The 24292-nt window shown below is 72.4% G+C and carries 19 protein-coding genes; 7 read left to right on the plus strand and 12 right to left on the minus strand.

The window, feature by feature from the left end; translation table 11 throughout:
- Positions 1–16: 16 nt before the first annotated feature.
- The 4 genes from ACFY6U_RS00985 to ACFY6U_RS01000 are packed head-to-tail and all read right to left on the minus strand — an operon-like array spanning position 17 to position 5062.
- Positions 17–940 carry an LD-carboxypeptidase gene (locus ACFY6U_RS00985; protein WP_390034428.1) on the minus strand — a complete coding sequence of 308 codons (924 nt, stop codon included), beginning with the start codon at positions 938–940 and terminating at the stop codon, positions 17–19.
- Positions 937–2871: an LpqB family beta-propeller domain-containing protein gene (locus ACFY6U_RS00990; protein WP_390034429.1), complete on the minus strand. Its 1935-nt coding sequence runs from the start codon at positions 2869–2871 to the stop codon at positions 937–939. The genes ACFY6U_RS00985 and ACFY6U_RS00990 overlap by 4 nt, the downstream gene beginning before the upstream one ends.
- A 60-nt stretch (positions 2872–2931) precedes the next feature.
- Positions 2932–4236 carry a M20/M25/M40 family metallo-hydrolase gene (locus tag ACFY6U_RS00995; protein ID WP_390034430.1) on the minus strand — a complete coding sequence of 435 codons (1305 nt, stop codon included), beginning with the start codon at positions 4234–4236 and terminating at the stop codon, positions 2932–2934.
- The gene (locus tag ACFY6U_RS01000; protein WP_390034431.1) at positions 4229–5062 is read right to left on the minus strand and encodes a M55 family metallopeptidase; all 834 of its coding nucleotides are present in this window, start codon (positions 5060–5062) and stop codon (positions 4229–4231) included. Before ACFY6U_RS01000 ends, ACFY6U_RS00995 begins: the two co-directional genes overlap by 8 nt.
- 308 nt (positions 5063–5370) lie before the next feature.
- On the opposite strand from ACFY6U_RS01000, the gene ACFY6U_RS01005 reads away from it, so the two are divergent.
- A complete protein-coding gene (locus ACFY6U_RS01005; RefSeq protein ID WP_390034432.1) occupies positions 5371–5868 on the plus strand; it encodes a hypothetical protein in 498 nt (165 codons plus the stop codon).
- Between the two features lie 109 nt (positions 5869–5977).
- Here the strand turns inward: ACFY6U_RS01005 and ACFY6U_RS01010 are convergent, their stop codons facing one another.
- The 7 genes from ACFY6U_RS01010 to ACFY6U_RS01040 form a co-directional block, all read right to left on the minus strand.
- The gene (locus tag ACFY6U_RS01010) at positions 5978–6328 is read right to left on the minus strand and encodes an ArsR/SmtB family transcription factor (RefSeq protein ID WP_390034433.1); all 351 of its coding nucleotides are present in this window, start codon (positions 6326–6328) and stop codon (positions 5978–5980) included.
- 177 nt (positions 6329–6505) lie between these two features.
- Entirely contained in the window at positions 6506–6685 is a 180-nt protein-coding gene (locus tag ACFY6U_RS01015; RefSeq protein ID WP_390034434.1) for a hypothetical protein, read from the minus strand.
- Positions 6682–8403 (minus strand): SulP family inorganic anion transporter, encoded by a 1722-nt coding sequence (locus tag ACFY6U_RS01020; RefSeq protein ID WP_390034435.1) that lies wholly within the window; start codon positions 8401–8403, stop codon positions 6682–6684. The genes ACFY6U_RS01015 and ACFY6U_RS01020 overlap by 4 nt, the downstream gene beginning before the upstream one ends.
- Before the next feature lie 246 nt (positions 8404–8649).
- Complete coding sequence (locus ACFY6U_RS01025; RefSeq protein WP_390034436.1) at positions 8650–9375, minus strand: class I SAM-dependent methyltransferase; 726 nt, start codon at positions 9373–9375, stop codon at positions 8650–8652.
- A gap of 151 nt (positions 9376–9526) precedes the next feature.
- The gene (locus tag ACFY6U_RS01030; RefSeq protein WP_390034437.1) at positions 9527–11974 is read right to left on the minus strand and encodes a SpoIIE family protein phosphatase; all 2448 of its coding nucleotides are present in this window, start codon (positions 11972–11974) and stop codon (positions 9527–9529) included.
- Positions 11975–12149: 175 nt separating this feature from the next.
- The gene (locus tag ACFY6U_RS01035; RefSeq protein WP_390034438.1) at positions 12150–14537 is read right to left on the minus strand and encodes an MFS transporter; all 2388 of its coding nucleotides are present in this window, start codon (positions 14535–14537) and stop codon (positions 12150–12152) included.
- A 181-nt stretch (positions 14538–14718) separates the two neighbouring features.
- The gene (locus ACFY6U_RS01040) at positions 14719–15162 is read right to left on the minus strand and encodes an SRPBCC family protein (protein ID WP_390034439.1); all 444 of its coding nucleotides are present in this window, start codon (positions 15160–15162) and stop codon (positions 14719–14721) included.
- Between the two features lie 192 nt (positions 15163–15354).
- Between ACFY6U_RS01040 and ACFY6U_RS01045 the strand changes: the two genes are divergently transcribed.
- The 3 genes from ACFY6U_RS01045 to ACFY6U_RS01055 all read left to right on the plus strand — a co-directional run bounded on the left by ACFY6U_RS01045 (position 15355) and on the right by ACFY6U_RS01055 (position 18721).
- Complete coding sequence (locus ACFY6U_RS01045) at positions 15355–16395, plus strand: Rv2578c family radical SAM protein (protein WP_390034440.1); 1041 nt, start codon at positions 15355–15357, stop codon at positions 16393–16395.
- Between the two features lie 151 nt (positions 16396–16546).
- Positions 16547–18115, plus strand: a complete 1569-nt coding sequence (locus tag ACFY6U_RS01050) for an alpha/beta hydrolase (protein ID WP_390034441.1) — start codon at positions 16547–16549, stop codon at positions 18113–18115.
- A gap of 72 nt (positions 18116–18187) precedes the next feature.
- Positions 18188–18721, plus strand: coding sequence for a GNAT family N-acetyltransferase (locus ACFY6U_RS01055; protein WP_390034442.1), 534 nt, complete (start codon positions 18188–18190; stop codon positions 18719–18721).
- Here ACFY6U_RS01055 and ACFY6U_RS01060 read toward each other — a convergent pair.
- A complete protein-coding gene (locus ACFY6U_RS01060) occupies positions 18708–19283 on the minus strand; it encodes an adenylosuccinate lyase (protein ID WP_390034443.1) in 576 nt (191 codons plus the stop codon). The two genes, ACFY6U_RS01055 and ACFY6U_RS01060, sit on opposite strands and share 14 nt — an antisense overlap.
- 379 nt (positions 19284–19662) lie before the next feature.
- Between ACFY6U_RS01060 and ACFY6U_RS01065 the strand changes: the two genes are divergently transcribed.
- From ACFY6U_RS01065 to ccrA, 3 genes are all read left to right on the plus strand, one after another.
- Positions 19663–21468, plus strand: coding sequence for a 3-hydroxyacyl-CoA dehydrogenase family protein (locus ACFY6U_RS01065; RefSeq protein ID WP_390034444.1), 1806 nt, complete (start codon positions 19663–19665; stop codon positions 21466–21468).
- Between the two features lie 136 nt (positions 21469–21604).
- The gene (locus ACFY6U_RS01070; protein ID WP_390034445.1) at positions 21605–22420 is read left to right on the plus strand and encodes a TetR family transcriptional regulator; all 816 of its coding nucleotides are present in this window, start codon (positions 21605–21607) and stop codon (positions 22418–22420) included.
- Positions 22421–22946: 526 nt separating this feature from the next.
- Positions 22947–24290, plus strand: a complete 1344-nt coding sequence (gene ccrA, locus ACFY6U_RS01075; RefSeq protein ID WP_390034446.1) for a crotonyl-CoA carboxylase/reductase — start codon at positions 22947–22949, stop codon at positions 24288–24290.
- Positions 24291–24292 lie beyond the last annotated feature (2 nt).

Here is a 24292-nt window from a genome sequence, read left to right on the forward strand (position 1 = left end):
CCTCCGGGGCAAGCTCTCAGCGCAGGGCCGGCTCCCGCAGGGTCAGCGTGCCCGCGTCCGCGTCCAGCTCGGCGGCCGCCCCGAGCGGCATGGTCAGGGCCGCCTCGCAGTGCCCGAACCCGAACTCCTCCAGTACCGGCACGCCAAGGCTGCCGAGCCGGTCGAGGAGCATCGGCCGTACCCGCTCGTAGGGGCCGCACCGGTCCCAGGAGCCGAGCAGGATCCCGGCGACGCCGTCGAGCCATCCGGACCGCAGCAGCTGGGTGATGCTCCGGTCGAGGCTGTACGGCGCCTCGCCGACGTCCTCCAGCAGGAGCAGACCGCCCCGCGCGCCGGTGTGGGTGTGCGGGGTGCCGACGCCCGTGGCGAGCAGCCGCAGGCAGCCGCCCACGGTGACGCCGGTGGCCCGGCCGCCCACCAGCGCGGCGCCCCGTGCGGGGATGGTGCGGACCGTCTCCGGGGCGAAGAGGGTGGCCCGCAGGTGCTCCTGTGCCTCGGTGCTCTTGACGAAGTCGGCGCCGGCCGCCACCGGCCCGTACAGGGTGGCGAGGCCGAGCCGGGTCGCGAACGCCTCGTGCAGCACGGTCGCGTCGCTGAAGCCGACGAACACCTTCGGGCCGGCCGCCCGCATCGCGTCCCAGTCGAGCAGGTCGACGAGGCGCTGTGCGCCGTAGCCGCCGCGCGCGCAGAGCACGGCGGAGACGGACGGGTCGCACCAGGCCTGCTGGAGGTCGGCCGCGCGTTCGGCGTCGGAGCCCGCGAGGTATCCCAGATCACCGTCCGTGGCGAGCACGTGGGGTGCCGCCACCGGGTCGAGGTCCCAGCCGCGCAGGATGTCGAGGCCGGCCTGGAGCCGCTCCTCCACCACCGGCCCGCTCGGCGCCACGACGGCGACCCGCGCGCCGGCGGCGAGGCGCGCCGGGCGTGTCAGTTCGGTCACTTCACCAGCTCCAGCTCGGGAATGCCGGGCACGTCCAGCCCGAACACCTGAGCGTACAAGGCGAGCTCCGCCTCCAGCGCGCGGACCAGGGTCTCCGCGCGCCGGAAGCCGTGGCCCTCGCCCGCGAAGGTGAGGTACGCGTGCGGCACCGGGCGGCCGTCGAGCCGGGCGAGGAAGCGCTCGCACTGCGCGGGCGGGCAGATCACGTCGTCCAGCCCCTGGAGCAGCAGGAAGGGCGCGGTGAGCCGGTCCGCGTGCTCGCCGGGCGACCGCTCGACGTACCGCTCGGGCACCTCGGCGAGCGGGCCGATCAGGGATTCCAGGTACCGGGACTCGAAGTCGTGGGTCTCCCCCGCACCCCAGCTGGTGAGGTCGAGGACGGGGTAGGCGATGGTGCCGCAGGCGTAGACGTCGGTGCCGGTCAGGGAGGCGGCGGCGGTCCAGCCGCCGGCGCTGCCGCCGCGGATCGCGAGCCGGGCGCGGTCGGCGGTGCCCTGCTCGGCGAGGGCGAGCGCGACGGCCGCGCAGTCCTCGACGTCGACCACGCCCCACTGCTCGCGCAGCCGCTCCCGGTACTCCCGCCCGTATCCGGTGGAGCCGCCGTAGTTGACCTCGGCGACGCCGATGCCCCGGGAGGTGAAGTAGGCGATCGCGAGGTCGAGGACGAGCGGTGTCCTGCTGGTGGGGCCGCCGTGCGCCCAGACGACGTACGGGGGCAGCTCGCCCTCGGGGGCGCGGTGGCCGGGGTGGCGGGGCGGGTGGAGGTGGGCGTGCACCTCGCGGCCGCCGGGACCGGCGAAGGTGCGGATCTGCGGCTCGGGGTAGTAGGCCGGGTCGACCGCGTCCTGGTGGGGGGTGCCGACGACCCGGGCGCGGCCGGAGGCGGTGTCGAGTTCGACGACCTCGTGGGAGGTGCGCGGGCCGGCGCCGACCGCGAGAACGCGGGTGCCGTGCACGGCGAGGGTGGCGGAGAACTCGGTCCACGGTCCGGCCGCGTCGGCGAGTTCGCCGGTCTCCGGATCGAGTATCCCGAGCGTCATCGCGCCGCGGCCGTGGAGGACCGCGATCAGCCCGTTGTCCAGGGGCGCGAACCAGTTCTGGCCGAGCCGCCAGAGCGGTCCCGCGAACTCCTCCTCGCGCGGGCAGAGGGGTACGTCGTCGCGGTACAGGTTCCACCAGCCGCTGCGGTCGCTCGTGTACAGCAGCCGGTCGTCGGGGGACCAGTCCACCTGTGCGACGGCCTCCGTGGGACCGCCGGCCACGGTGCGGACCGTGTGCAGGACTCCGTCGCCGCCGACCTCGCCGACCAGCAGTTCCGTGCCGTCCCACGGCATCCGCGGATGGTCCCAGGCGAGCCAGGCGGCCCGGCGCCCGTCGTGCGAGAGACGCGGCCCGGTCACGAACCGGTGCCGTCCGTCGGTGAGTTCGCGTACGGCGGCCCGGTCGGCGGCGGCCGAACCGTCCAGCGGGACGGCGGCGAGCACCCGGCGCACGTCGGTGGGCCCGTCGCCCGTGAACTCCTCCAGCACGCACCAGACTTCGTCCCGGTCGAGCAGCAACTGCGGGTCGGCCCACCGGGGTCCGGGCGGGGTCAGCGGCCGGAGCGCCTCTCCGGGCCGGTACAGGTAGAGCCGCTGGTCGTCGAAGTGCACGAAGACCAGCAGCGGTTGATCACCGCCGTCGGGTACGGCACCGGCCCAGGGCCGTCCGCCGTACTCGATGACCCGGCTGCGCACGTTCCACGGCGCGGGCAGCACGGACTCCCCGGTGGAGCCGCGGACCAGGGTCCTGCGGCCGCCCTCCGCCGGCCGGGGTTCGGTCCACCAGGGCTCGTCGCCGACGAAGCCCACCCACTCGGCGAAGCCGTCGTGCGCCGCCGCCAGGGCCGCGTCGACGGGTGAGGGCCACGAGCCGTACGCCTTCGTCTCCACGTGCTCTCCTCGTCTGCTGTGCCGTGCCGTGTCACATCTCCCGGGCCGTGCCGCGCCGCGCTATGCCGTGCGCAGGAAGCGGTCCAGGACCTGGACGCCGAAGTGCAGGGCCTCGACGGGGACGCGTTCGTCGACGCCGTGGAACAGGGCCTGGTAGTCCAGGTCCTCGGGGAGCTTGAGCGGGGCGAAACCGTAGCCGGTGATGCCGAGCCGGGAGAACTGCTTGGCGTCGGTGCCGCCCGACATGCAGTACGGCACCACGTGCCCGTCGGGGGCGAACTCCTCGACGGCGGCGCGCATCCGGGCGTACGTCGGTGAGTCCAGCGGTGCCTGGAGGGCGACCTCGCGGTGGTGGAACTCCCAGTCGACGTCGGGGCCGGTGAGTCGGTCGAGGGTGGCGCGGAACTCGTCCTCGGTGCCGTACAGATAGCGTCCGTCGACGAAGGCGACGGCCTCGCCGGGGATCACGTTGACCTTGTAACCGGCGTGCAGCATGGTCGGGTTGGCGCTGTTGCGGACCGTGGCCTCGACCAGCTTGGCGGCCGGGCCGAGCTTGTCGAGGAGCAGGTCGACCTCGTGCAGGTCGGGCTCGATGCCGTAGAGGGCGGCGAGTTCGGTGAGGGCGGCGGAGACCGTCGGGGTGAGGCGGAGCGGCCACCGGTGCTCGCCGATGCGGGTGACGGCGGCGGCGAGGCGGGTGACCGCGTTCTCCCTGTTGACCTTGGAGCCGTGTCCGGCCCGGCCGCGCGCGGTGAGTTTGAGCCAGGCCGTGCCGCGCTCCCCCGCGGCGATGGGGTAGAGCCGGCGGCCGGTGCCGTCGTGGAAGGTGAAGGCGCCCGACTCGCTGACACCCTCGGTGCAGCCCTCGAACAGTTCGGGGTGGTGGTCGGCGAGGAACCCGGAGCCGTCCTCCGCGCTGGCCTCCTCGTCGGCGGTGAACGCGACGACGATGTCCCGCCGCGGCCGTACCCCCTCCCGGGCCCAGGCCCGCACCACGGCCAGGATCATCGCGTCCATGTTCTTCATGTCGACGGCGCCCCGCCCCCACACGACCCCGTCGCGGACCTCCCCGGAGAAGGGGTCGACGCTCCAGTCGGCGGCCTGCGCGGGTACGACGTCGAGGTGGCCGTGGACGAGGAGCGCGTCCGCGCTCGCGTCCGTCCCCTCGATGCGGGCGACGACGTTGGTGCGCCCCGCGGTCCGCTCGAGAAGGATCGGCTCCAGGCCGGCTCCGGCGAGCCGCTCGGCCGCGTACTCGGCGGCGGGCCGCTCCTGGCAGTCGCCGCCGCCGAAGTTGCTGGTGTCGATCCGGATCAGCTCGGAGGTGAACCGGACGACCTCGTCGAGTGCCTGCTGGTCAGCCATACTGCTCCTCCACCGCGGCCGAGACGATCGTGGTGACCGCCTTGAAGGTGCGGATGCCGTCGTACATGGTCCCTTCGGTGTACGCGACCTTCCGCTCGCCGACCTGGTCCACGCCGGGGACGACGGTGGCGGCCAGGGCGAGGTGCTCGGCGTCGAACTCCAGGGCGATCGTGAACGGTCCGCGGGACACGGGTTCGTGGCGCACCGCCAGCGCGGTCGCCTCCTTGGCGGCGGCGCGGATGTCGGCGGCGGTCCTGGCGGGCGTCCGGCAGACCGCCGCGTACCTCGACACGTGGTCCTTGACGGCGACCTTGCGGGCCTCGGGCGCGTAGCCGAGGGCGTCCTCGCAGGCCAGGTCGTCGCCGGTGACGAGGACGACCGGCACGCCGTACTCGGCGACGACGTGCGCGTTGAGCAGGCCCTCGCTGGCCCGGACGTCGTTCAGCCAGACGCCGGTGACGGAGTTGGGCAGGTAGGTGTGGGCGAGGACGCCCTCCATGCCGGCGCCGGCGTGGTAGCCGACGAAGGCGATGCCGTCGACGTCACCGTGCTGGACGCCCTCGACCATGGAGAGCGTCTTGTGGCGGCCGGTGATCATCTGGGCGCGGTCGTCGAGCTGCTCCAGGAGCAGGTTGCGCATGCTCCAGTGGGCCTCGTTGATGAGGACCTCGTCGGCGCCGCCGTCGTAGAACCCGAGGACGGCGGCGTTGACGTCGGAGGTGAACATCGGCCGGCACCGCTCCCACTGCGGCGCGCCGGGCAGCACGTCGCCGGGCCAGGTCACCCCGGTGGCGCCCTCCATGTCGGCGCTGATGAGGATCTTCATGATGCTTCACGTTACGCGCCGGCGGGGGAACTTCCCACGAGGCTGGGAGAAGGAAACCCGCGGCACCGGTGTCCGGCCGTCCCGCCGAAAGGGCCGCCACGCGCGCGCACGTGACCGGCGTCAGGGCCGGCGCACCTGCGACAAGGGCCGATCAGCTCTGATGCGGGTCCGGTCGATCCATGGCCCGGGTTCTTCCGGCCGGAGAAGATCGGCTGGCCGGGCGGGCGGCGGCGCGTCCTCGTCTTCGTCGAATGACGCTACCCGGTGTGGTTACCGGCCTGCGGGCGGTGCGGAGAGAGGTGCCTGAAGTGATCACTGTCGTGGGACACCCCGACCTCACCACGCCCGTGCTCGCCGTGGTGGAGGAGGAACTGCGGCGACGCCTGGCCGAGTTCGCGCGGGCGGGCAAGGCGGGGCTGGTGCGTGCCGGGCAGGGACTGCCGGTCGCCTTCGGCAGGGCGGCGCGCGCCGCGGGACTGGCGCTGGTGACGGTCCTGCCTTCCCGGGACGGCGTCCCCGACGTGCTGGAGCCGGGTGATCGCACCGCGGCCGGCGAACTGCTCCTGCTCTCGCAACAGGTGCGGCTGCTGGAGTACGACCCGGCCGACCGCGGGGCCTGCGTGGGAGCGGACGAGACCCTGGTGCGCTCCTGTGCCCGGCTGCTGGCCGTCTGGGACGGCTCCCCGTCCAACTCCCGGGACGCTACGGCCCATCTCGTGGCCTACGCCCGCAGCAGCGGCATCGAAGTCGACGTCGTGTGGCCCGAGGGAGCCGGCCATATCGCGGCGGACGGGCAGAGGGCATGACCACCTCGCCCCGTTGGGGGAGCCGACGGCCGCCCACCGCACCTGCGCCGACCCGCCACAGCCACCCGCCCGGTGGTGCGGGTCGGCGACCGCCGTCCGCCGGCGGTCGCTACGACGGCGGCTTCGCCTCCGACCGGGCCGCCTGCAGGTCGGCGAGCAGCTCCGCCTGCCCGGCCAGCACGCCCGACAGGATCGAGCGCGCCACCCGCAGCAGTTCCGCCAGCTCCGGGCTGGCCAGCGAGTAGTACACGCTCGACCCCTCCTTGCGGGTCCGCACCAGGTTCGCCCGCCGCAGCACGGCCAGCTGCTGCGAAAGATGCGCTGCCTCGATGCCCACCTCGGGCAGCATCTCCGCCACCGCGTGCTCGCGCTCGCTCAGCAGTTCCAGGACGCGGATGCGGGCCGGATGCCCGAGGGTTTTGAAGAACTCGGCCTTCAGCTGGTACAGCGGCGTGCTCACCTGGCCCTCCTTTCCCCTGTGCAACGGCACAGCCCCACCGGGCGGGTCCCGGCGCATCGCATCCACCCACTCGTCAAGAACATGTGGCCCATCCTCGCGCGCGGCACCGACCAGGCCGAAACCGCGCCGAGAGGGCCACCGGGTCCCGTGCTCCGCCGAGAGACCCGCCGGCGCGAGTCACGGCCGGTGCCAGGCGGGGGCGACCGGGCAGCCGTACACCCGCACATGCCGGAAGGGACGGATCACGGTCGGGCCCCACTGCGCGTACGCCGACCGGCCCCGCATGCCGCCTACCTGCGGCCAGAGGGCCTCCGCACCGGAGGACTCGACCGTGCGAAGGGGAGCGGGGGCGCTCATCGCCGGGCTTCCTCACCGGGGTTCCGGGGCTTCTGGGCGGGAAGGGCCGACAGGACGCCGGCCGTCTCCAGGTGATCGCGGGCGGCCCGGATGGCCTCGGGGGTGGTGGCGTACTCACGGCCCTCGTGGCACAGCAGGTCCAGCGCGCCGACGGAGTCCAGGACCTGACGCTGGCCGGGGCGTATCCCCGAGGCGAGGACGGCGATGCCACGGCGCCGCAGCCTCTCCACCGCGTCCTTGAGGACGAGGGCGCCGGTCGCGTCCATGGTCGACACCCGCGACAGCCGAAGGATCACCACCCGTACGTCGGCGACCTCGGTGAGCTCCAGCAGGAAGCGGTGGGCAGCGGCGAAGAACAGCGGGCCGTCGATGCGGTACGCGACGATGTGCTCGGCCAGCAGGGCGTGTTCCTCCGCGCTGTGATCGCCCATGTCGAGCGGCACCTGGTCGAAACGGGCCTGCTGGGCGACGGCGCGCAGCGCGAGGGCGCCCGCGACGGCGAGCCCGATGATCACCGCGTACACGAGGTCGAGGGCCAGTGTCGCCGCGGCGGTCAGGACGAGGATGAGGGCGTCGGAGCGGGTGGCCCGCACCATGGCCTTCAGCGAACCGACCTCGACCATACGGATCGCGGTGGCCAGCAGGACGCCGGCGAGAGCGGCCAGCGGGATCTTCGAGACGAGGGGCGCCGCCGCGAAGACGATCGCGGCGAGCACGGCGGCGTGGGTGAGGGCGGCGAGGCGGGAGCCGGCCCCCGTACGGACATTGACGGCGGTGCGCGCGATCGCGCCGGTCGCCGGTACCCCGCCGAACAACGGGGCGGCGATGTTCGCGAGCCCTTGGCCGAACAGCTCCCGGTCCGGGTCGTGTCTCTGGCCCACGGTCATACCGTCGGCGACCGAGGCCGACAACAGGGACTCCAGCGCGGCGAGCGACGCGACCGCCACGGCAGGAGCGAGCAGGGTTCCCAGCGAGCCGAGGTCGACGAAGGACAGAGACGGCACGGGCAGCCCCGCCGGCAGGGTGCCGATCGGCTTCGCCGCGTCCAGGTCGGCCAGCTGTGCCACGACCGTCGCCGCGATCACGGCGACGATCGAGAAGGGTACGGCCGGCCACCGCCGGGCGCCGATCATCATGCACCCGGCCACCACGGCCGCGAGGCCGAACGACGTCCAGTTCGGGCTGCCGGCGAACTCCTCGACCGCCCGCCAGGTCACCACCAGCACCCGGTCGCCTTCCGGCTTGGGGACACCGAGCGCGTTCGGGATCTGCTGCAGGCCGATCACGCAGGCGATGCCGAGGGTGAAGCCCTCGACGACCGGCGCGGGCACGTACTGCATGTACTTCCCGGCCCGCAGTACCGCCAGGCCGACGAGCATGACGCCCGCCATCAGCCCGACGGTGAGCACCCCGCCGGGCCCGTACCGGCCCACGATCGGCACCAGGACGACCGTCATCGCGCCGGTCGGACCGGAGACCTGGAGGTTGGACCCGCCGAACACCGCGGCGAGCGCGCCTGCGACGACGGCGGTCGCCAGGCCCGCCTCGGCGCCGAGCCCGGAGGAGACGCCGAAGCCGAGCGCGAGCGGCAGCGCGACGATCGCCACGGTGAGGCCGGCCAGCAGGTCCTGGCGCGGGCTTCGCCTGACCTCGGCGAGGTCTGCGCGACCGGGCAGCAGCCGCGCGAACCGGGCGCACACCTGACTGAAAAGGGTCACGACTCCTCGGCTTCCCCTACAAGGCCCGACTCCGGGACAGACGCGAAGGCCCGCTCCCACGCCCACTTGCGAACACAGCAAACATAACGAACATAGCATCTAGTCAATTGCGAAAATTGGCAACTCTGCATCAGGATCATGCAGGATTCTCCGCTGTGGTGCCGTACCGGAAGGGTCGGGGGCCACGGTGCGCCCGGCGGGTTGGCCGCCGGGCGGTGGCCCGGCGCGGCGGCCGCGTCCCGTCCCTCAGTTCTCCCGTCCCGCCAGCACCCACTTGGACGGCAGGACGATCAGTTCGCCGTCCGGCGTGACCTCGGTCGTGGTCAGAGGAAGTTCGCCGGTCGCGAGGACGGCGAGGCCGGCGTTGCGCAGGTACTCCAGGACCGCGGCGTCGGCGACCTCGCCGGGGGCGATGCCGTGCCGGAAGACCGGGGCGAGCTTGGGCGGCGGTCCCGACGGGCTCTGGGCGAGGCCGCCGAGGACGGGCCCGGCCGCCTCGGCGAGCTCGACGAGGAAGGCCCGGCCGCGGCTGCCGACGAGGGTGGCGATGGTGTCGATCAACGGCTGCCGGTCGTCGGGTTCGCACTGGTGCAGGACGCCCCGCATGTAGACGTTGGCGTCGCCGAGCTCCGCGTGCAGGGCCTGGGCCTCGCTCTTCTCGGCCGCGTCGAGCAGCCGGTAGCCGGCCTGTCCGCCCGGGTCGGCGTGCCGGGCGTGGTCCAGGGCGGCCTCGGATATGTCGGTGCCGAGGACGCGCGGGAACCGGTCGGCGAGGAAGCGGGTCTGGGTGCCGTTGCCGCAGCCCAGGTCGACCAGGGGCAGGCCGGGGTCGGTGAGGTGGGGCTCGAAGAGGGCGACATGGACGGCGGCGGTCACGGCCGGTTCGGCGTCCCAGAACACCGCCCCCGGTTCGTCGGGCGCCTCGCGCCAGAAGCCCTCCCAGGCACTGCGGTAGCGACTCGTCACGCTCATGGCCCAACTCCCCAGGATGCAGCCGTCTATGACCCGTCGTAAGTGACGGGCCAGTACGGTTTACCCTGCGCGCGTTTCGGCCACAAGCGCCCGGCGCGTTCCTTCACCCCGCGTTCGACGGACGTGCGCCCGCGGGTCTGCGGTGCCCGGGTCAGCGGCGCCGTGCGGTGAGTTCGAACCAGACGGTCTTCCCGGCGGTCGTACGGCTGGTGCCCCACTCCCGGGCCAGCGTGGCGACCACCCGCAGTCCGCGTCCGGCCTCGGCGCCGGGGTCCGTGCCGAGCAGGGTCGGCAGAGTGTGGTCGTCGTCGTCGACCTCGCAGAGCAGGGTCTCGCCGCGGATCAGCCGGAGCTGCACCGGGCGGCTGTGGGAGTGCCGTACGGCGTTGGTGACGAGTTCGCTGACCATGAGTTCGGCCGGGTCGGCGAGCCGGGCGAGACCCCAGTCGTGGAGCTGCTCGCGGACGACGGCGCGGGCCCGGCGGACCTCGGCGGGGTCGAGGGCGAGCCGCCACTCCGCGACGTCCTCGGGCGCGATGCCGTTGAGGCGGGCCATCAGCAGCGCCACGTCGTCCTTGCGGCCGCCGCGGGTGTTGAGGGCGCGGATGATGGTGTCGCAGGCGTCGTCCATGGAGGCGGCCGGGTGGGCGGCGGACTCGCAGAGGGTGGCGAGGCCGACGCCGATGTCCTCGCCGCGCATCTCGACCAGTCCGTCGGTGCACATGACCAGCCGGTCGCCGGGTTCCACCCGCACCCGCAGCGACTCGAAGGCGACCCCGCCGACGCCTATGGGCGCCCCGGTGGGCAGGTCGAGGAGTTCGCTGCGCCCGTCGACCGCACGGACCAGCACGGGAGGGATGTGGCCCGCGTTGGCGAGGTGCAGCTCGCTCTCGATCGGGTCGTAGACGGCGTAGAGGCAGGTGGCGAGGTAGCCGTCGCCGAGGCGCTGCGCCAGGTCGTCGAGGTTGCGCAGGAGTTGGGCGGGCGGCAGGTCCAAGGCCGCCATGGTCTGCACGGCGGTCCGCAACTGGCCCATCATCGCGGCCGAGTTGAGGCCGTGGCCCATCACGTCGCCGACGACCAGGGCGGTGCGGGCGCCGGGGAGTTTCACGGAGTCGAACCAGTCGCCGCCGACGCGGCCGAGCAGGGTGCCCGGCAGATAGCGGGTGGCGATGTCGCAGCCCGCCATGCGCGGCGGGATGTGCGGCAGCATGCTGTCCTGGAGGGTCTCGGCGACGCTCTCCTGGTACGTGTACATGCGCGCGTTGTCGAGCACGAGCCCGGCGCGGGCGGCGAGTTCGGCGCCGGTGACCCGGTCCATGTCGTTGAACATCTCGCGCTCGGGGTGGCGCAGCAGGATCATGAAGCCGAGCACGACATTGCGTGCCTTGAGCGGTACGACCAGCATCGAGCGGCCGGTGATCAGCGGCCGGATGTCACGCTTCTCGAACTGGGAGGCGATGGCGTGACCCATCTCCACGCTGATCCGCGGTACCAGGACCGGTTCACCGGTGGTCATGCACTGGAAGAACGGGGTGTGCGCCGGGAACGGCATGGCCTCGCCGACGGGGACGACGTCGTCCCAGCGGCCGGGTTCGTCGGTGTGCTCCAGGGCGACCCGGTGCCACATGGTGGTGGTGTCGGGCACGCCGTCCGGGAACCCCTCGCCGGCGACCACCTGTTCACGCAGGTAGGTGCCCGCGACATCGGTGAAGCGGGGTACGACGGCTCTGCTGACCTCGACGATGGTGCGGGACAGGTCGAGCGAGGTGCCGATCTTCCCGCTGACCTCGGTGAGGAATTCGAGGCGTTCGCGGACGGCCGTGTACTCCAGGTCCTCGCCCTCGTCGTCGGCGAGTTCGGCGGGCACCGGCAGCCCCTGGGCGGCGACCCGCGCCGCGCGCTCCCGGCGTGCCATCCGCTCGGTGCGCCGGGCGACACCCCAGTCGGGGGTCACGGGCACCCGGTCGTTCTGGCTGAACTCCAGGATGGGATAGCCGAGTTCGAGGACCTGGGCGACGATCCGGGCGCTTTCGTCGACGCTCATGCTGGGCAGGATCTCGGGCAGCCTGCGGGCCAGCTCCTCCGCGCCGGGGAAGTCGGTGTGCAGGGCGAAGCCGGGTGCGATGCGCTCGAAGGCGATGCCCTCGTCGCGTTCGGCCTGGCGCAGCCGCTCGGCGTCGGCGGCGAGCACCAGCAGCCGCTCGTTCCCCGGGCCGACCAGCGGGTAGGCCCACCAGAGCACGTCGACGCGGTCGTGGTCCGGCACGGTGAGCCGGGCGCGGCCGGCGGCCGGGAAGTTGAGCCGCCCGTCGAGGGAGGACTCCAGGTCGGGGCCGAGTCCGTCGTACGCCGCGTAGGCGCCGTACGGGGTGATCTCGTCGTCCTCGGGGAGCGCGCCGGAGACGGGCAGCAGGTCGAGGACGGAGCGGCCGATGGCCTCCTCCTTGGCGGCGCCGAAGAGCCGCCGGGCGCCGGTGCTCCAGTGCGAGACGTCGCCGTCGCGGTCGACGACGACCACGGCCAGGGGGATGCGGCCCGACGCGCCGTCCCCAGCACCGAGGCCGGGATGTGTGTCCCGCTCGCTGCCATGGTCCATGGCCCAGGCCCTCTCTCCCCACGGCTCCGCAAAAGATCTGTGCCGCCCGCCACTACGGTACGGTGGCCGCCCGTTGCGATGTGTGCCAATCCTGGAATTGGTTTCACCCGATCGCACCGGCGCGCAGGTCCGCGCCCCGCGGCCGTGCGCGGCCGCTCCCCTGCCGGTCCTCTTCTCAGTCCTCGTGGCCGAGCTGGAGGTCCCGTTCGGTACGGCCGCCGCCCGCGACCTGCAGGACCGTGGCGACCGGTGGGTAACCTGCGGCGATGACGGTGTACTCGCCGGAGGAGAGGTCGACGAACCGGAACGTTCCGTCGGCGCCGGTGGTCAAGGTGTCCACCACGTTCCCGGCGGCGTCGAGCAGCGTCACCCGGGCGTCCTCCACCGGACGGCCGCCCCCGGCCCGGACCGTGCCCTTCAGCACGGCGCCGCCCGCGAGTTCGACGTTCTGCCGGGTCTCCCGGGAGGCTTGGACGGTGACCGGGAGGGCGGCCGGGCGGAAGGCGGGGGCGCTGGCGGCGAGGGTGTACTCGCCGGCCACCAGCTCGGTGATCACGTAGCCGCCCTCGCGGCCGCTGCGGACGGCGGCGACGACCTCGCCGTGCACGTTGGTGAGGGTGACGGTGGCGTCCCGCACGGGGGTGCCGTCGGCGGTGAGCACGCTGCCCGCGAGCCGCCCGGCGCCGCCGAGGACGACGTCCAGCTCGACGGGCCGTTCGCCGACCGTCACGGAGACGGCCTGCGGCTGGTGGCCGCCGGCGGCGGCGATCAGGACGTAGGACCCGGTGCCGGGCGTGGCCAGCGCGTAACGGCCGTCCTCGGCGCTGGCGCCGCGGCCGACCTGCCGGCCGACGGCGTCGATGAGGGTGAGCGCGGCGCGCGGCACCACGGTCCCGTCGGGGTGCTGCACCGTGCCGCAGACCGGGACCCCGGCGCCGGTGCGGGGCGACCGGGCCGGCGGGATCGGGGCGTTGGCGGATGTCGGTTCCGTTTCGGCGGTGGGGTGGGACACCAGCGGTTTCTCCTTGAGGAAGCAGGCGACGAGCAGGCCGAGGACGAGAACCGGGACCAGGTAGAGGAAGATCCTGGGCATCGCGTCGGCGTAGGCGCGGATGTAGGCGTCGCGCAGCGCGGGGGGCAGCGCGTGGACGAGCTGCGGGGTGAGGGACTCGGGGTCGGGCAGGCGGGCGCCGGCATGGGCGGGGAGGCGTTCGTGCAGGGCGTCGGTGAGCCGGTCGGCGAAGAGGGTGCCGAAGACGGCGGCGCCGACGCTGCCGCCGATCTGCCGGAAGTAGTTGTTGGCGCTGGTGGCGGTGCCGAGGTCGGCGGGCCGTACGGAGTTCTGCACGGCGAGGACGAGCACCGGCATCACCATGCCGATCCCGGCGCCGAGGACGGCCATCCAGATGCTGTACTGCCAGCGCGGGGTGCCGACTTCGAGGCGGGACAGCAGCCACATGCCCACCACGGACACGGCGCCGCCGAGCACCGGGTAGACCCGGTAGTGCCCGGTGAGGCTGATGAGCTGTCCCGCGACGATCGAGGCGCCGACGATCCCGCCCATCATGGGCAGCATCAGCAGCCCGGACCCGGTCGCCGAGGCGCCGTCGACCATCTGCAGGAAGGTCGGCAGATAGCTGGCGGCGCCGAACAGGGCGACCCCGACGACCAGTCCGACCAGGCCGGTGACGTTGAAGACGGAGTCGCGGAACAGCCGCAGCGGGATGAGGGGTTCGGCCGCGTGGTACTCGGCGACGGCGAACAGCACCCCGGCGGCCAACGCGCCCGCGCCCAGCCCCAGGATGACGCGCGAGCCCCAGGCGTGCTCCGTCCCGCCCCAACTGGTGAGCAGTACCAGGCAGGTCGAGGCGGCGGCGAGCAGCAGGGTGCCCAGCACGTCGAAACGGGCGCGGAACTGAGGCTTCGGCAGCTTGAGCACGAGGGTGATGACGGCCAGCGTGATCAGCCCGAAGGGCACGTTGACGTAGAAGCACCAGCGCCAGGAGAGGTGGTCGGTGAAGTAGCCGCCGAGCAGCGGCCCGGCGACGGAGGCGAGGCCGAAGGCGGCGCCGATCAGGCCCATGAAGCGGCCGCGCTGCCGGGGCGGCACGATGTCGGCGATGATCGCCTGCACTCCGATCATCAACCCGCCCGCGCCGACGCCCTGGACGGCGCGGAAGGCGATCAGCTGGTCCATGTTCTGCGCCCGTCCGGCCAGCGCGGACCCGACGGCGAAGACGAGGATGGCGAACTGGAAGACGCCCTTGCGGCCGATGAGGTCGCCGAGCTTGCCGTAGACGGGGAGGCCGACGGTGGAGGTGAGCAGGTAGGCGGTGATCGCCCAGGACATCTTGTCCAGGCCGTGCAGTTCACCGACGATCTTCGGCAGCGCGGTGGCGACGATCATCTGGTCCAGCGCGGCGAGGAGCAGGGCGAGCATCAGCCCGCAGAACACCAGCCGGGTGCGGCGCGGCCCGAGTCCGGCGACCGGGGCGGGTTGCGGCACGGGGTCCGCGGACACCGCGGCCGGCTCCTCGTACTGCACCAGCGTCGTTCCGCCCACGTACCGCTCCCCTCGTCGCACCTGCGCACAATTGCCGCCTTATTTCCCGTAGGGCGACAACTGCGAGCAAGCACGACGAGTTACGGCACGAGACCGGTCGGTCCGGAGATCCACTCGAACCGGTGAGGGAGCCAACGCCCCCTGTCCGTCCGGAGGTTGCTCACCTCCGCACGAACCGGTACTACTTCTCGACCTCGGTGGCGAGCTTGTCGAGCACGGCGTCATAGATCCGACCGAGGCCCTTGGGCGCGAAGGTCTTCTCGAAGAAGCCGCCGATGCCGCCGGCACCCTGCCAGGTGGTGTGCACGACGACCTTGGACTTCCCCTCGCCGGCCGGGGTGACGCGCCAGGTGGTGACCATGGAGGAGTTGCGGTCCTTCTCGACCAGCTCGCCGTCGGTGGGCTCGCTGACCTCCAGGAGGCAGTCCCGGACCCGCTTGCTGGTGGCCTGCAGCTTCCAGTGGACGAGGGTGCCCTCGCCGTCGCCGCCCTCGCGCACCTCGTACTCGCTGAAGTGTTCGGGGAGCAGCTTCGCGCGCGTGCCGCTGTAGTCGGCGATCGCGTCGAACACCGTCTCCGCGTCCGCGGTGACGACCCGCTCCGTAGTGGCCTCGACCTGCGCCATCGCTTTCCTCCAGCACCTGAGTTCTCGGGGTTGCGCCAAGCCAACCACCCCGGCACCCGGCCGCCCAAATCGGGGTGCCGCAAGCGATCGGAAACGTGATCGGAAACGGCGTCCGCGCGGTCTCCACAGATCGTTCGCACGATCATGGGAACAGATGTTCTATTCTCTGTGCAGTGCTACCGAGGAGGCGTCATGCGCTGGGAGAACCTCACCGAGGAGGCCGGTCACGGCCGGGCCGGGGCCGCGTTGTTCGGCGCGGACGCGGTCACGACCCGGACCTTCGACACGCCTGAATTCCGGGGAATCACGTTCCACGAGGTGCGGGCACGGTCGATCATCAACCGGGTGCCGGGCGCCTCGCGGATGCCGTTCGAGTGGACGGTGAACCCGTACCGGGGCTGCTCGCACGCGTGCGTGTACTGCTTCGCCCGCAAGACCCACAGCTACCTGGACCTGGACACCGGGATCGGCTTCGACACCCAGATCGTGGTCAAGGTCAACGCGCCGGACCTGCTCCGCCGCCAGCTGGGCTCGCGCCGCTGGCTCGGCGACCACATCGCGATGGGCACCAACGTCGACTGCTACCAGCGCGCCGAGGGCCGCTACCGGCTGATGCCGGGGATCATCTCCGCCCTCACCGAGCACGCCAACCCGTTCTCGATCCTGACCAAGGGCACCCTGATCCTGCGCGACCTGGACCTGCTGCGCCGGGCGGCGGACGTGACGGACGTCGGCATCTCGGTCTCGGTCGGCTTCGTCGACCCCGAGCTGTGGCGCACGGTGGAGCCGGGCACCCCGGCCCCCGAGCGCCGCCTGGACGTCGTCCGCGCCCTCGCCGGGGCCGGTATCGGCTGCGGGGTCCTGATGGCGCCGGTGATCCCCTTCCTCGGCGACCACCCGGCCCAGCTCCGGGCCACCGTGCGGGCCGTCGCGGCGGCCGGGGCCACCTCGGTGACGCCCCTGGTGCTGCATCTGCGGCCGGGCGCCCGCGAGTGGTTCATGAGCTGGCTCGCGGCCCACCACCCGCACCTGGTGCGGCGCTACGAGCGGCTGTACGCGGAGGGCGCCTACGCGCCCAAGTGGTACCAGCGCCGGATCACCCGTCAGGTGCACGAGCTGGCCGAGGAGTACGGCATCGGGCCGAACCGCGCGGGCACCGCCCGCCGGATCCCGGTACCGGCGGCGGAGGAGGAGCCGGCGCTGCCGGAGCCGACCCAGCTCACCCTGCTCTGACCGGCTTGCGGACCCGGTGGCGTTCGGGCGCAAGCCTCGGACCAATTGGGTCATTCATCGTCAGAATGCGTTCTTCCGGGCCCCGTTTCCGGGACGATGCGGCGAGGACCGTGGCACGTGCGGTCCGCGACCCTCCGTCCTGGGAGGACCCATGCGAACACGCGCAGCCGTGCTGTGCGCCGTCGCCGCCGTCGTGGCCGGTTCGTTCACCGCCCTGCCCGCGACCGCCGCCACCCGAGCCCCCGTCCAGGTCTCCGCGGTGACCTGGAAGAAGTGCGGCACCACCGACTACCCGACGCTGCAGTGCGGCTCGGTCAAGGTGCCCCTCGACCACCGCAACCCGCGCGGGCGGCAGATCACGCTCGCCCTCTCCCGCGTCCCGCACACAGCGTCGGCCTCTCAGGGGCCGCTGCTGGTCAACCCCGGGGGCCCCGGCGGCAGCGGGCTGGCCCTCGCGGGCTTCGTGGCGTCCACGCTGCCCAAGAAGGTGGCCGCCCAGTACGACGTCATCGGCTTCGACCCGCGCGGCGTCGGGAAGAGCAGCCCGGCGATCGACTGCGCGCCCGGCTACTTCAAGCCGGTGCGCCCCGACTCGGTCCCGGCCACCCCCGCCCTCGAACAGGCGAACCTCCAGCGGGTGCGCTCGTTCGCGGCGGCCTGCGGCAAGAAGTACGCGAACCTGCTGCCGTACCTCGACACGGTCGACGCCGCACAGGACCTCGACTCGGTCCGCCAGGCCCTGGGCGCCCGGCAGATCAGCTACTTCGGCTACTCGTACGGCACCTACCTGGGCGCGGTCTACGCGAAGCTGCACCCGGACCGGATCCACCGCCTGGTCCTGGACTCGATCGTCGACCCCACGGGCGTCTGGTACGACGACAACCTGAGCCAGGACTACGCCTTCAACGACCGCCAGCGCGCCCTGATGGCCTGGATCGCGAAGTACGACTCGACGTACAAGCTCGGCACCGACCCGGAGAAGGTCGAGGCCAAGTGGTACGCCATGCGGGCCGCGCTGGCGAGGAAGCCGGCCGGCGGCAAGGTGGGCGCCGCCGAGCTGGAGGACACCTTCATCCCCGGCGGCTACTACAACGGCTACTGGCCCTACCTGGCCGACGCGTTCTCCGCCTACGTCAACGGCAAGAAGACGGCGGCCCTGGTCGAGGCGTACCAGAACTTCGCCGCCGTCGACGCGTCCGGCGACAACGGCTACAGCGTCTACGCGGCCGTCCAGTGCCGGGACTCCTCCTGGCCGCGGGACTGGAACCAGTGGCGCAAGGACAACTGGGCGGCGTACGCGAAGGCGCCCTTCATGGTCTGGAACAACGCCTGGTACAACGCGTCCTGCGCGTACTGGCCGACGAAGGCGCTCAAGCCGCCGAACATCGCCAACGCGAAGCTCCCGCCCGTCCTCCTCTTCCAGGCGACGGACGACGCGGCCACCCCCTACCAGGGCGGCGTCACGGTCCACCGCCTGCTGACCGGCTCCAGCCTGGTCGTGGAGCAGGGCGGCGGCAACCACGGCATCACGCTCAGCGGCAACACCTGCCTGGACACCCGCCTCGCCGCCTACCTGACCGACGGCACGGTCCCGCACGGCACCGGCACCGTCGACGCGGTCTGCAGGAAGACCCCCGACCCGAAGCCCCTCACCGCCAAGGCGGCCTCGACGTCGTCCCGCGGCTCGACCCTGCACGGGCTGCTGGGCTTCCGCGGCTGAGCGGCGCACCTGCGGCCCCGGTGACCCGGAAACGCCGGGCCGCCGGGGCCGTTCGCCGCCTAGGGTGCCGCCATGAACGACGCCCCCCTCCGCATCCGCCCGATGACCCTCGACGACTGCGACCGTGTCTCGGAGATCCGCATCCGGGGCTGGCAGTACGCCTACCGGGGCCTCATGCCGCAGCCCTTCCTGGACGGGCTCGGTGTCGAGCGGGACGCCGAGCGGCGCCGGGCCCGGTTCCGGGACGGCGGGGACGGAGTGACGGAGCTGGTCGCCGTGCGAGGCGGCACCATCGTGGGGTGGGCGGCGCACGGGCCGTACCGGGACGGTGAAGTGCGCACCGGTGACGCCGAGTTGTACGCCATCTACGTGGACTCCGCACACCTCGGCACGGGCGCCGGGCGGGCACTGCTCGCGACGGTGCTGGAGCAGTGCGCCGGGCACCCGCGCCTGTACCTGTGGGTGCTGAAGGAGAACGCGCGCGCCCGGCGGTTCTACGAGATCGCGGGTTTCGCGGCCGACGGCGCCGAGGAGCCGTACGAGGTCGGCGGGGTGCCGGTGCCCGAGGTGCGGTACGTCAGGGAGCTCGGCATCACCGCTGCCTAGGAATGCGGGCGAGGGCCTGGACCGCCGCCTCGGCGAGGGTGGGGTGGGCCAGGGCCTCGGTCAGGACGCGGCGGGCGCGGGTGTCGCCGAGGGCGCCGAGACCGTCCACGCAGGCGAGGGCGACCCTGCGGTAGGGGTCGTGCGGGCGCAGCCGGCGCTCCAGGGTGGTGATCAGGGCGGGGACGGACTCCGGGGCACGGAGTTCGACCAGGAGACGGACGGGGTGCAGGGCGTAGGCGACACGGAGTTCGTTGGTGGCGAGGGCGGCGGCCGCGCGGGCGGTGCGCGGGTCGTGCAGGCGAGCGAGGGCGTAGGCGGCGGAGGCGCAGCGGGGTGGGTCACGGTGGTTGAGGAGGAGGACCAGGGTCTCGAAGGCCCGCCGGTCACCGGCCTCCCCCAGCCGGAACGCCGCCAGCTCCCTGGCCCACAGCGGCTGTCCGGCCGCGGTGAGCACCTCCGCCAGTGCGTCGTGGTCCTCGGTGGCCAGAAGCCGGTCGAAGGCGGCCGTCCCCTGCGACTCCTGCCGCAAACGCTCCGTGAGTGATCGCAACTCTTCGTCCACGAAGCCCAGCGTAGAGGGGTTGCGGTGAGCGAGGGACGTACATCACAAAGTCGGAGGGCTGGCGCGCTCGTTACCCGCCGGTTAAGCTCAATCGAGCGAGTCACCCACTCGCACTAACGCTCACGCCGGTTTGGTGACGCAGCCGCCGTGAGTACGAAGGTCGGTTCGGTACCTCGTACCGCAGTACGACCCGGCTCCGGGACAGGGCCGGTCGGAATCCGCCGCTGCCGGGCGTGTGCGCGCCCGTGGCGGCAGCACCGGGCGTGTGCGCTCGCAGCCCGGCACCACCCGCATTCACGCAGCTCTCTCCGCACCCGGTGCGCCCCTCGGCGCACCCGGGCGCGTTTCCAGTCGTCACCCTCATTCCTGGAGTCCCGCGATGGCCACTCCCCAGTCCGACCCTTCCCTGTCCCCGCTCCAGACGATCGCCGTCGTCGGCCTCGGCACCATGGGCACCGGTATCACCGAGGTCCTCGCGAGGGCCGGCCGCCAGGTGATCGGCATCGACGTCGGCGAGGCCCAGGCCGCCCGGTCCGTCGCCGCGCTGGAGTCCTCCACCGCCCGTGCCGTGGCCCGCGGCAAGCTGACCGAGCAGGAGCGCGCCGACATCCTCGGCCGGGTCCGCACCGGCACCGACCTGTCGGCCGCCGCCGACGCCGACCTCGTCATCGAGGTGGTCCCGGAGTCGTACGACATCAAGCACCAGGTCCTGCGGGAGCTGGACGGCATCGTCCGCCCCGAGACCATCCTCGCCACCGGCACCAACGCGCTCTCCGTGACCCGGCTGGCCGCCGACTCGGCCCGCCCCGAGCGCGTCCTCGGCCTGCACTTCTTCAACCCGGCCCCGGCGATGAAGCTGGTCGAGGTGGTCTCCTCGGTGCTCACCGCGCCGGGCGCCGTCGCCGCCGTCACCGACCTGGCGATCGAGCTGGGCAAGGAGCCGGTCGCGGTCGGCGACCGCCCCGGGTTCGTCGCGGACGGGCTGCTGTTCGGCTACCTCAACCAGGCCGCCGCGATGTACGAGGCGAAGTACGCCTCCCGCGAGGACATCGACGCGGCCATGCGGCTCGGCTGCGGCCTGCCGATGGGCCCGCTGGCCCTGCTGGACCTGATCGGCGTCGACACGGCGCGTACGGTCCTGGAGGCCATGTACGCCGAGTCCCGCGACCGCCTGCACGCCCCGGCGCCCATCCTCAAGCAGCTCAGCGAGGCCGGCCTGACCGGCCGCAAGTCGGGCCGCGGCTTCTACTCCTACGAGGCCCCGGGCAGCGCCACCGTCGTCCGGGACGCGCTCACCCCGCTGGACGGCGCCGCGCTCACCCCGGGCCGTACGGTGCGCTCGGTCGGCGTCGCCGGCTCCGGCACCATGGCCTCCGGGATCGCCGAGGTCTTCGCCAAGGCCGGGTACGAGGTCGTCCTCGCCGCCCGCAGCGAGGAGAAGGCACAGGCGGCGAAGGCCCGCATCGGCAAGTCCCTGGACCGCTCCGTCGGCAAGGGCCGGATGACCGCCGAGGCGGCCGCGCAGACCCTGGACCTGATCACCCCGGCGGGTTCGTACGACGCCTTCGCGGACGTCGACCTGGCCGTCGAGGCGGTCGCCGAGGACCTGGAGGTCAAGCGGCAGCTGTTCCAGACCCTGGACAAGGTCTGCAAGCCGGGCGCGGTCCTGGCCACCACCACCTCCTCGCTGCCGGTCGTCGCCTGCGCCCGCGCCACCTCGCGTCCGCACGACGTGATCGGGATGCACTTCTTCAACCCCGCGCCGGCCATGAAGCTGGTCGAGGTCGTCCGCACCGTGCTGACCGGCGAGGACGTCCACGCGACCGTCCGCGAGGTCTGCGGCCGCATCAGGAAGCACGCGGTCGACTGCGGCGACCGGGCCGGGTTCATCGTCAACGCGCTGCTGTTCCCGTATCTCAACAACGCGATCAAGATGGTCGAGGAACACTACGCGTCCCTCGACGACATCGACGCGGCGATGAAGCTCGGCGGCGGCTACCCGATGGGCCCGTTCGAGCTCCTGGACGTGGTCGGCCTGGACGTCTCGCTCGCCATCGAGAAGGTGCTGCACCGGGAGTTCCGCGACCCGGGCCTCGCGCCCGCGCCGCTCCTGGAGCACCTGGTGGCCGCGGGCTGCCTCGGCCGCAAGACCGGCCGTGGCTTCCGCGAATATGCCCGCCGCTGACGGCGTCGGCGACTGGTTCCGGGACGAGAAGGACTGGGGCGGACTGCTCGACCCCGCCGACGGTCCCCCGCCCTTCGCGGGTGGGGGAAACCCCGGACCTGCGCATCAAGCTGCGCACATGCAGTACGTTCGGGTCATGTCCCAGCCCGCCAAGTCCTCACGTACCCCCGCCACGCCCGACGCGCCGGAGAGCGCCGCGGGCAGCCGCGCGGCGGCTCAGCGGCTCAAGATGCGCCGGGAGCTGGCGGCCGCCGCGATGGAGCTCTTCGCGACGAAGGGGTACGAGGCGACCACCGTCGACGAGATCGCGGCCGCGGCCGGGGTCGCCCGCCGCACCTTCTTCCGCCACTTCCGCTCCAAGGAAGAGGCGATCTTCCCGGACCACGACGACACACTGATCCGCGCGGAGGCCGTGCTGAACGCGGCCCCGGCCCACGAGCACCCGCTCGACACGGTGTGCCGCGGCATCAAGGAAGTCATGAAGATGTACGCGGGCCGGCCGGACATCTCAGTCGCCCGCTACAAGCTCACCCGCGAGGTGCCCACCCTGCGCGAGGCGGAGATCGCGTCGGTGGCCCGCTACGAGCGTCTCTTCACCCGCTACCTCCTCGGCCACTTCGACGAGCACGCCCACGCGGACGACGCGAACGACGACCCGCTGCTGGCCGAGGTCGCGGCGTCGGCGGTGGTCACCGCCCACAACCACGTGCTGCGGCGCTGGCTGCGGGCCGGTGGCCAGGGGGACGTCGAGCTCCAGCTGGACCATGCCTTCGCGATCGTACGGAAGACGTTCGGGAACGGGATCGGGGCGGGCAGAGAGGCTGCGCCCCGCCCGGCCGCGCCGGCCTCGGTCTCCTCGCAGGGGGAGGTGCTGGTGACGGTCGCTCGCACCGACGCGCCCCTGGACGAAGTGATGCGGACCATCGAGCAGGCGCTGAAGGAGCGCTCCTAGCGTGACGGTCGCGGTGGGTCGCGGTCACCGAACCGCGGCTCCGCCGCTCGTCCTCAATCGCCGGACGGGCTGAGTTGGTGGCCCCGGCGACCGGCCGCCCCGCCGCCGACGCCGGCATGCGCTGCCGGGTGCGTCACACCGTTCGTGTGATCGACGCCCCACAGCCCGCCCCCAGCATCCGGACGTCTCCCACAAGACGGGCCATTTTCCCCTACCCGTCAGTAGGTTTGATCGATCATCGCTCATTTGTTACGTAAAGATTTCATCTGAGAGCGATTCCTGGCACTCAGTGCCTTGCCACCTGACACGCGGTGTCATACCTTCGAGGTGTTCGGCCTGTCCCGGTGAGCCCATCGGCCCACCCCGCCGGACGCCTGCGTCACAGGCAACCTCCCGCGCCACAAAGCGCTGCCGAAGCACCACCCCCGCCGAACCGACGGCATCTTTCCCGAAACCCTCAGCAGCACCGACGTAACCCTCAGCGCCCCTTCCCTCAAGGGGCGCAAGCATCGCCGGAGGCAACACCGTGACCACTCAGGCCATTCTGGACGCCATCCAGTCGCCGGACTCGACGCCGGCCGACTTCGCCGCCCTGCCGCTCCCCGAGTCGTACCGCGCGATCACCGTGCACAAGGACGAGACGGACATGTTCGCGGGCCTGGAGACCCGCGACAAGGACCCGCGCAAGTCGATCCACCTCGACGAGGTCCCCCTGCCCGAGCTGGGTCCGGGCGAGGCCCTGGTCGCCGTCATGGCATCGAGTGTCAACTACAACTCGGTGTGGACCTCGATCTTCGAGCCGCTGTCGACGTTCGGCTTCCTGGAGCGCTACGGCCGGCTCAGCGAGCTCACCAAGCGGCACGACCTGCCGTACCACATCATCGGCTCCGACCTCGCGGGCGTCGTCCTGCGCACCGGCCCGGGCGTCAACGCCTGGAAGCCCGGTGACGAGGTCGTCGCGCACTGCCTGAGCGTGGAGCTGGAGTCCAGCGACGGCCACAACGACACGATGCTCGACCCCGAGCAGCGCATCTGGGGCTTCGAGACCAACTTCGGCGGCCTCGCCGAGATCGCGCTCGTCAAGTCCAACCAGCTGATGCCGAAGCCGGACCACCTCAGCTGGGAGGAGGCCGCCGCCCCGGGCCTGGTCAACTCCACCGCCTACCGCCAGCTGGTCTCCCGCAACGGCGCCGGCATGAAGCAGGGCGACAACGTCCTGATCTGGGGCGCGAGCGGCGGGCTCGGCTCGTACGCCACGCAGTTCGCGCTCGCGGGCGGCGCCAACCCCATCTGTGTCGTGTCCTCGCCGCAGAAGGCGGACATCTGCCGCGCGATGGGCGCCGAGGCGATCATCGACCGCAACGCCGAGGGCTACAAGTTCTGGAAGAACGAGCAGGAGCAGGACCCGCGCGAGTGGAAGCGCTTCGGCAAGCGCATCCGCGAACTCACCGGCGGCGAGGACGTCGACATCGTCTTCGAGCACCCGGGCCGCGAGACCTTCGGTGCCTCCGTCTACGTCACCCGCAAGGGCGGCACGATCGTCACCTGCGCCTCCACCTCGGGCTACAACCACGAGTACGACAACCGCTACCTGTGGATGTCCCTGAAGCGGATCATCGGCTCGCACTTCGCCAACTACCGCGAGGCCTGGGAGGCCAACCGGCTGATCGCGAAGGGCAAGATCCACCCCACCCTGTCGAAGGTCTACTCCCTGGAGGAGACCGGCCAGGCCGCCTACGACGTGCACCGCAACCTGCACCAGGGCAAGGTCGGCGTCCTCTGCCTCGCCCCCGGGGAAGGCCTCGGCGTGCGCGACGGGGAGATGCGTGCCAAGCACCTCGACGCCATCAACCGCTTCCGCAACATCTGAGA

The organism is Streptomyces sp. NPDC013157, assembly GCF_042899865.1.
In the GTDB taxonomy this organism is placed as follows: Bacteria; Actinomycetota; Actinomycetes; order Streptomycetales; family Streptomycetaceae; genus Streptomyces.